The 7,111-nt window shown below is 45.6% G+C and carries 13 protein-coding genes; all 13 read right to left on the bottom strand.

Going from position 1 to position 7,111, the window contains the following annotated elements; all coding sequences use genetic code 11:
- Positions 1-12 precede the first annotated feature (12 nt).
- Complete coding sequence (locus N6H06_RS22855; RefSeq protein ID WP_263708063.1) at positions 13-309, bottom strand: hypothetical protein; 297 nt, start codon at positions 307-309, stop codon at positions 13-15.
- Positions 310-312: 3 nt separating this feature from the next.
- Positions 313-516: a hypothetical protein gene (locus N6H06_RS22850; protein ID WP_263708062.1), complete on the bottom strand. Its 204-nt coding sequence runs from the start codon at positions 514-516 to the stop codon at positions 313-315.
- Positions 494-2,113 (bottom strand): hypothetical protein, encoded by a 1,620-nt coding sequence (locus N6H06_RS22845; RefSeq protein WP_263708061.1) that lies wholly within the window; start codon positions 2,111-2,113, stop codon positions 494-496. The genes N6H06_RS22850 and N6H06_RS22845 overlap by 23 nt, the downstream gene beginning before the upstream one ends.
- 10 nt (positions 2,114-2,123) lie before the next feature.
- The gene (locus tag N6H06_RS22840; protein WP_263708060.1) at positions 2,124-3,413 is read right to left on the bottom strand and encodes a PBSX family phage terminase large subunit; all 1,290 of its coding nucleotides are present in this window, start codon (positions 3,411-3,413) and stop codon (positions 2,124-2,126) included.
- Complete coding sequence (locus N6H06_RS22835) at positions 3,394-3,831, bottom strand: terminase small subunit (RefSeq protein WP_263708059.1); 438 nt, start codon at positions 3,829-3,831, stop codon at positions 3,394-3,396. Before N6H06_RS22835 ends, N6H06_RS22840 begins: the two co-directional genes overlap by 20 nt.
- Before the next feature lie 47 nt (positions 3,832-3,878).
- Positions 3,879-4,244, bottom strand: a complete 366-nt coding sequence (locus N6H06_RS22830; protein WP_263708047.1) for a hypothetical protein — start codon at positions 4,242-4,244, stop codon at positions 3,879-3,881.
- Positions 4,245-4,296: 52 nt separating this feature from the next.
- Positions 4,297-4,494 (bottom strand): hypothetical protein, encoded by a 198-nt coding sequence (locus N6H06_RS22825; protein WP_041823946.1) that lies wholly within the window; start codon positions 4,492-4,494, stop codon positions 4,297-4,299.
- Positions 4,495-4,675: 181 nt separating this feature from the next.
- On the bottom strand, positions 4,676-4,897 hold the full coding sequence (locus N6H06_RS22820; RefSeq protein ID WP_041823948.1) for a hypothetical protein: 222 nt from the start codon (positions 4,895-4,897) through the stop codon (positions 4,676-4,678).
- Between the two features lie 65 nt (positions 4,898-4,962).
- The gene (locus tag N6H06_RS22815; protein ID WP_263708058.1) at positions 4,963-5,310 is read right to left on the bottom strand and encodes a hypothetical protein; all 348 of its coding nucleotides are present in this window, start codon (positions 5,308-5,310) and stop codon (positions 4,963-4,965) included.
- Positions 5,311-5,385: 75 nt separating this feature from the next.
- Positions 5,386-5,508, bottom strand: coding sequence for a hypothetical protein (locus N6H06_RS22810; protein WP_263708057.1), 123 nt, complete (start codon positions 5,506-5,508; stop codon positions 5,386-5,388).
- 10 nt (positions 5,509-5,518) lie between these two features.
- Positions 5,519-5,857, bottom strand: coding sequence for a RyR domain-containing protein (locus N6H06_RS22805; RefSeq protein ID WP_263708056.1), 339 nt, complete (start codon positions 5,855-5,857; stop codon positions 5,519-5,521).
- Between the two features lie 233 nt (positions 5,858-6,090).
- Positions 6,091-6,630, bottom strand: a complete 540-nt coding sequence (locus tag N6H06_RS22800; protein ID WP_263708055.1) for a DNA-binding response regulator — start codon at positions 6,628-6,630, stop codon at positions 6,091-6,093.
- 137 nt (positions 6,631-6,767) lie between these two features.
- A partial coding sequence (locus N6H06_RS22795; protein WP_263708054.1) for a hypothetical protein occupies positions 6,768-7,111 on the bottom strand: 344 nt, incomplete at its 5' end.

Raw genomic sequence — 7,111 nt, 5'->3', positions numbered from 1 at the left:
GGTCGATGTTCATTATCGGCTCCTGGCGACACGTTCGCGTATGTTATCGATATTTTCGGCTACAAACTTAGCGATGTCATTCGGTCTTAATTCGATCAATGTATTATCTTTTTTCACAGTGTAAGAATGGTCAATCTCGGCTTTAATTTCACCAATTTCATCAAAGTGCCATGTATGTTCCCTTTCTTCTTGTTCAAACTCTTTCTTGTATTTCTCATATGCTTCTATGACAGCTTCGATTTGATCGACGGTGACATCGGTACCTTGTGTGAAATACATAATAAACCCCATCATTGTGTACCTATTCATCTTTTAACCCTCCTTCTGACCTCTTAGCGCACGACTTTGAATATGGTTGTAATCAGCGATCATATCAACCACTCGTCTTCGGAATTCAACTGCATCGCGCATTGAAATATCGTTATCCCCTGAAATTCGAACATTAATGCATACATCCACTTCCTGCGTTTCTGGGTCTTCTGTAATGGTAACGTCAAGTAATTCCATTCGAGTCATTCTCTTCGCCTCCGGTTAACGGCTGATCTCGGTTATCCAGGTAATTCGATAGTGAGCCGCCGCCTATTGAGTTTGTTGTTGTTGACTCCATTTCTAAGCGCTCCAGCTCTTGCTGTATCCATTCTTCTGACGCTAGAGGGTTAATGTTGCGGACAGTGGTTTCAAGGCTCTGAGCGCCTTCTCTGTACGCTGACATGTTTTCTTCTATCAAATCCTTGCGGGCAATCGGTATCATGGAACGAACAGCTATATCCGGTTCCTCGATCTTCACCGAGTCATCATCTTGAGCAATAAGCCACAAGACGTTTTCGAAAAGCTGTTGCAGAAAATAGATGTACTCTCCTTGCATCTGCTCCGCCTTGATAATCGACGTCATTAAGTCGTAAAACTTCGCTGTGCCGCTCTGCGCGGTGGCGGTTCCTGTTGTTTCGCCCAGGTAGTAGTCAATCGCCTTGGAGCTGGTACGCGTCTCTGCCAGCACTTGTTGCATAAGGTGGCGCACGGTTTGGATGTCGCCGATTTTGCTGGTGTCTATTTGGATGACTTCAATCGCCTTGCCGTTTTCGTCAAATGTGGTGATTTCCAAATCCCTGTGGTCGATCTTCTGTTCCGGGTTGTTCTCCCCGTAACGCTCAATGGCTAGATCAGTTAAGCGCTGGAATACCTCGTTACTGACAGCGATACGCGGCTTTCCGTTACGCTCATAAATCAACGACGCCCTTGTAAGCGTCCAGTTGATTTCGTCCTGCTTTCCCTCTACTCCCTTTAAGCAGCTACGACCGAGAGGGTTCATGAATGTTTTTTCGTTCGGCCAATAGACAATAAACGGGCGTTTCCTGCCCTTGAAAGTCTTCTTTAGCTCCTTTAGCCCTAGTAGCTCTTTTGCTTTTGCTTCGTCTATGGGTTCAAACGTATCGCCGCCGTCCGAGCCTTTCATGAGGATGTTCTCGGTGACTAAGCCCTCTTTCTCAACACGCTCTCTATAGACGTGCAAATACCTTTCATCCTCTATCTTGCGGTCATATACTAGATCAACGCCTAGCCCATCATCATGCGGGTAATAGACGTCACGTTGCTTAAACTCAATCCGCGGCCCACGCTCATCCAGCCATACGCATCCAACCAGACCGCCGTCTACTTGCTGCTGGACGATGTTCGGCATGTGCTCCATGCGCAAGTTGCTGTTTTTCTCGATCTGCTCGATTAGTTCTTGTTGCAGATCAATAATCTCAGCATTAAAGGAGTCGTCCTTTGTCCCCTCTATCATGTCGTCCGTATCGCTGCTGACCTCGTTTAATGCGTCAGGATTGCGCATAAAGGATGTTGTCACCTTGCCGAGTGAGCGCGATACGAATACCGCGGGTATCTCAGGTATAAGCTTACTTACGTTTGCGACGAGATAAGGCGTCTGCACCTGTTGCGCTACATAGTTGCCGTCCTTAATCGCGTCGGTAATCTCCCCTTCCTGTATCAGTCGTTGAGCACGGGGGAAAAGGTCAACGTGTTCGCCCTCGTATAGCTTTCGGTATTTATCAATTTGGCCGTGATACGCCTCAATTACTTTCTTATCAAACTTATCCCACTTTGGTATGCTCATATGTCACCTCCTACCAGGCTCTAGCAGAGCTAATGCCACCTTTCCTAGCTTTCATGTCACCCTCAAATGCGTAACGTGTTGCGTCTATCGTGTGGTTGTCCTTATCTTCCAGACGCGGCAAAGGGTTTCCGTCCTTGTCCGTCTGGTAATCAATGTTTTCAAACTCTCTAGCAATATTCGGCGTACGACATGGGTCGATAATGATAAAATCCAGATCATCGAGCCATTCTTCGCCGTATTCGACGGAATCAGGACCTTTTTTAGCCCCTCGAATGCGCCGTATTCCGTGTTGGCTCTTTTGCTCATCTATGGACTTTGGTTCTGACGAGTCTGTTATGATCTCTTGGCGGTCATAGCCTTTTTTCTTAATCCACTTCGATGCTTCCCTGTTACTAATCTTCTGCCCATATAGTTCATCTATCGCATAAATGCCGTTTTTCTTCTTGTCGTAGTGCCAGCGAACAAATGCATAAGGGTCTGGCCCATATCCGTAGTCCTGCCCTTGTCGTATGTTGTCGAATTGCGCAACCATTTCATCGGTTATAACGCCAGGCTTAACCGTAAGGTTATCAAACGGCACGATGCCAGAACCGATTGCTTCCCCAAGATATTCCCACCTGTAACGCTTCTCGTTTCGCTCCTTAGTCGCCTCTGCCTCTTCGATGAACTGCTTCGAGATAAACGGGTTATCTAAGTATGTCGAGTGATGAACAAGCGTGTTGGCAGGCTGAAAAGAAGACTCATACTTCTTATTCACCCAGCTTTGCTTTCTTTTTGGCGGGTTGTAACTGTAAAAGAATTTATAAAAAAGACCATTATCCAGTTCTCCCCGTAACAAGGAGTTGGTAATGGTCGTGACTTCATCTTCTGTTTTAAACTCTGCCAGTTCTTCAATCCACGCAAAAGCAAAGGGGAAGTTAGCTGATTTAAGTGATTTAATCCTTTCCGGCTCCGCGGCACCACGGAAAACCATATAATTCCCACGCGGTTTGTACGTGATTCGCATGGGCGATTTATTAATCTTAAATAAGTGCGATACACCCTGTACGTCTATAGCCCATTTTATTTGCTCGAATACCGAAAGCTCTATGGTGTTGTCTATTTTACGAATGCCAACACCGTTGATTGGGTACCTCATAAGCAACTGCACAACAGCATGAGCGATTGACGATGACTTACCGCTACCGCGTCCGCCTTTTGCGACGACATTTAGTATGCTAGGGTCAACGGCAGCCCTCCACAGAGGATGAAACGCAGGGGGGAATAGCTCAGAAAGCTTTTTAACCGCCACTTTCGTCATCCCCAATGTCATCTACAAAGGTGACAGCACCGTTAACGTCCACCTCTTGCTTTTCCGTCCACATCGCGTACCGTTTACCTAATAATTCAGCAGCGCGGATGCGTTGACTTGCGGCCACGTCCATTTCATCTATTTTTTGGGCACCTTCTCCGATGCCTCGCAAGACTTCCTCCTTGTGTTCGCCCCTCATCACCGCCGTGAGATAAGCCAGAATTTCGTCCTGTTTGGCAATTCGCTCCGCATCCTTCTCGGCGATTCGTTCGTCGATATAAGCACGGATGTCAGGTTTCGTTAGGTTTTCTTGCCCTATCGCCCTGGCCGTCTTTTTACTATACCCCGCTCTTCTCGCCGCCTCTGTCGCATTGGCTGTCTCTATATAGTAATCGGCAAACCTCTTTTGTTTCTCGGTTAGCTTCATTACGTCATCCCCTTATCATCCCCTTACCAGTTGGGTTGGATTTGTATTTAAATTGGTTCGCTTATTAAGCCGACACTAGCCCCTTCTTTACGAGCCGTTTCGAGCTTATATACGATTTGACTTTCTATCCGCTTATAAAATGAATATTCATCAGGTGAAAGAACCACGGGCTTTACGTCATCTGGATTATCAGACTTACGCGCTTCTATTCGGATTCTTTTTTTATCCCCGTCTTGGAACGTCTCCACTCTTACATCAATAGGGCGCCCTGCTGCATAAGACAGAACCGCTACACCATTGTTTTTCTCGTCTGGAATCCTTGTTCCGACTGGACCAGCATAATCAACGCACGAAGTGCCAACGACCGCTTTTCCTGTTGTATCAGGTTTCCTGCTCCAATTACTCATTTTCATTGGTAATCCCCCTTAAGAAATGTATTCAAAACAAAAAAGCAGCCCCCTCGGACTACTTTGCATGGTATTTTAAATATCTAGCTTCAAGCGCCTGTGTTACCGCTACGCTCTCAGCGTCGGTAATGGTCTTGTTCTTGATCTTCGGCAGCATGCTATGAAGCCACTGCGCGAAGTCCCTATCTTGTTTCATACGTTCCGCTTCTAGCTCGATGATTACATTTAGGTCGGGTATCTTTTGTTTCTTCGCCACTTAACCACCTCATTAGAAAAATTCTATGCCGTTGCCATGCAGACGAACATTCATTCCCGTTACATCCAGCTCCTGATCGCCTATGAATACATGCGTCCAGTCACCGTTTCTTTTCCTTACAGCCGTTCCCCAGGAGAATTCTACTACCTCCCATGGCTTCAAGCTATGCACTTTAGACATTTTATTCAAATCTATCCAGGATAGACATGCCTTTCCCCACTTCCATCATGCCCACTTGCTGTATCTTGTCCTCTGTTGAATGGTAGACCCCTACTTCTCCGTTTTTATATGTGCAGACAATCGAAAATTCTTCGATGTCTTCTTGTTCACTAAGAAATTGTTCCACTAGACTCTTTTTGGAGTATCCCCCGTTCTTCTCTCGTCTCTTATCATCTAGGTTCATAAGTACTCTCCTTCGCAATACACACAAAAAGAGAACCACCCTGTGGGCAACTCTCTTTTCAGGTGTTATTCTTCTTCTTTTTCTAATATCTCTCTAAGTGTTGCGTGTTCATTTATCCATTTTACGTAGATTTCACCGTCAATTATTTCGTCCTCTTTGATAGGAGGCACGTGCAAGGCGCCTTCTGCCGACCATTGAACCCTGCAATAAGTATTGTTAAACTTTTTGTCATTTGAATCAAAGCTCAGATACATATTAACAACATCGTTATTACCTCTTACGTTGGACAACAGTTCCGGTATTATTTCCCTTGCTTCGTCTTTGGTCAATTCTCCAGTTAAATAATGGGCACTTAATCTGTTCGCGCCTCTAATTGATGTCGACTGCAATTCTGCAAACATTTTATTAGGCATCTTAGCCACCTCCGCCCCTCTAATTCGACAGAGACGGCTAGTATCCTGCAACTTTCTACACAAAAATAGAAAATTTTAGGGGCGTCCAGCTTTACCGACTCCCTTTAAACAGCCAGCAAACGGGCATGTGGCTTTTTGCTCGTTTACCCGTTTAAGCCAGATGCACGTTTTGCATTCTTTTACGCTTACTTTCTTCATGTTTGACACCTTATTTAAATGAGTCAACTACCGCTTTAAACAAGTAGTCTTTCACACGCTGTTCTTTGGGCAAATCGTTATATGCAACAAAACAAGGATGTTCTTTTTTCTCCGGGTCTTTTACAGGCCCATAACGCCAACCAGCATTTTGCTTCTCTAGTAGCCAGTTCTCATGCGACTGCTCTGGGGTAACGTCGTTTTCCATATGAAAGGAAACTCCATTTAGCGCACTATCTTTTTGCCACTGCGGCGCATCTTCCCAAGTAGGCTGACTATTATCGCCAATTGATAGACAATACATCCTATTTACTTCATGCGCTGTTTTAGCAATTTGTTTATAATCAATCATTGTTCGATCTCCCCTCATATAAAAAAGCGCATACGGCCTTATGGCTCATACACGCTTTTTGGAATTTTCACGCCGCGTAAGCGGACAAAAGCCGTTTGGTGTTGTCGCCTCCTGCCCCTCGCCCAGTGCCGTAACGGGAGTTAACACTCTTTTGAGTGCTGCCGCATAAAGGAGCGCGAAGCTCGATGCGGCCTGCCGTTAATTATAACGTATTGGGTATTATCCCTCTGCTATCAGCATACAACCTTTTTCTTCTGAGTGCATTTTTCTTTCATTCCTGTATTTCCTGTACTTTCTTTCATTCCTGTATTTTCTTTCATTCCTTTCAATCCTGCATAAATCTGCTCAACCAAGTTATTCTTGATCTTGCTGACTTTGGATTCTGATAATCCTAAGTGCAGGCTGATTTGTGTTTGTGACATGCCATCCAACAAGCAAAATAGCACCGCTTTATCCCGATCATCCTTGATATGGTCAATCATTTGTTCGACTGCCCGTATTTTGCCTTTGATTTTGATTAAGTATCTATGCTGTTTATCGCGCCGTACGACCTCGTTGCCTACTTTATCGCTCGTTTGCCCTTTGGGCTTTGGTAGGGAAGCTTCAACGCCATACGCCGCCGTTACAGACGTATCCACTTCGTTTAAAGTTGATTGGATGCGGTCAACCTCTTTCGGCATCCAGTGGTAGTCACGTAGCGCCTGTTCGATGTCGTTTCTGTTCAATTTCTCTCCCCCTATATTGTCTTCTTTTCCAGTTGCTTCCTCAGCCACTTCGTTGACTCGTTGGCCGCATGACAATTAGCGCAATAAAAATGCGGCCGCGTTGCTATATATGCTTTTAATCTCGTTAGATCGATTGGACACCCACACTTATCGCAAAAATACAGCAACACCATGCCACATACCCCCTATGCCGTTCTGGATTGACCGCCCTCAGCCGTAATGGCTTTGAGCATGTCTTTTAAGCTATTAGCCGCCCTTTCATACGTCCCAGCCACGCCCCGCCAAGTGAGAAACTCTCCCTCATACTCAGCGGCTTGCGTTAGCTGCTCGCCTTTAGCAATCCTGGATAAGTATTGCCCGTCTGTGCTATTCTTCTTCCCATCGCTCCGCTCTTCCTTGTAAGCCTGCCCCTGGGCGATTTCAGCCATTCCCTCATGGTATTTGTATAGCTTTTTAAAATGTCCCGCTATACGCCAGGCAACGCGCTCTACTTGGGAATACAAGTATTCGAGCTTTGCTATCTCGAAAG

Origin of the sequence: Shouchella tritolerans, from assembly GCF_025770735.1 — a bacterium.
Lineage (GTDB): Bacteria > Bacillota > Bacilli > Bacillales > Bacillaceae_D > Shouchella > Shouchella tritolerans.
The sequence above is the reverse complement of the archived record's forward strand: the minus strand, read 5'-3'. Positions and strand labels throughout refer to the sequence as shown.

Coding starts and splice junctions, on each gene's coding strand:
- N6H06_RS22855 (WP_263708063.1), bottom strand. CDS start 309: ATGAATAGGTACACAATGATGGGGTTTATTATGTATTTCACACAAGGT.
- N6H06_RS22840 (WP_263708060.1), bottom strand. CDS start 3,413: ATGACGAAAGTGGCGGTTAAAAAGCTTTCTGAGCTATTCCCCCCTGCG.
- N6H06_RS22820 (WP_041823948.1), bottom strand. CDS start 4,897: ATGAACCTAGATGATAAGAGACGAGAGAAGAACGGGGGATACTCCAAA.
- N6H06_RS22830 (WP_263708047.1), bottom strand. CDS start 4,244: ATGAAAATGAGTAATTGGAGCAGGAAACCTGATACAACAGGAAAAGCG.
- N6H06_RS22845 (WP_263708061.1), bottom strand. CDS start 2,113: ATGAGCATACCAAAGTGGGATAAGTTTGATAAGAAAGTAATTGAGGCG.
- N6H06_RS22805 (WP_263708056.1), bottom strand. CDS start 5,857: ATGATTGATTATAAACAAATTGCTAAAACAGCGCATGAAGTAAATAGG.
- N6H06_RS22850 (WP_263708062.1), bottom strand. CDS start 516: ATGACTCGAATGGAATTACTTGACGTTACCATTACAGAAGACCCAGAA.
- N6H06_RS22815 (WP_263708058.1), bottom strand. CDS start 5,310: ATGCCTAATAAAATGTTTGCAGAATTGCAGTCGACATCAATTAGAGGC.
- N6H06_RS22835 (WP_263708059.1), bottom strand. CDS start 3,831: ATGAAGCTAACCGAGAAACAAAAGAGGTTTGCCGATTACTATATAGAG.
- N6H06_RS22810 (WP_263708057.1), bottom strand. CDS start 5,508: ATGAAGAAAGTAAGCGTAAAAGAATGCAAAACGTGCATCTGGCTTAAA.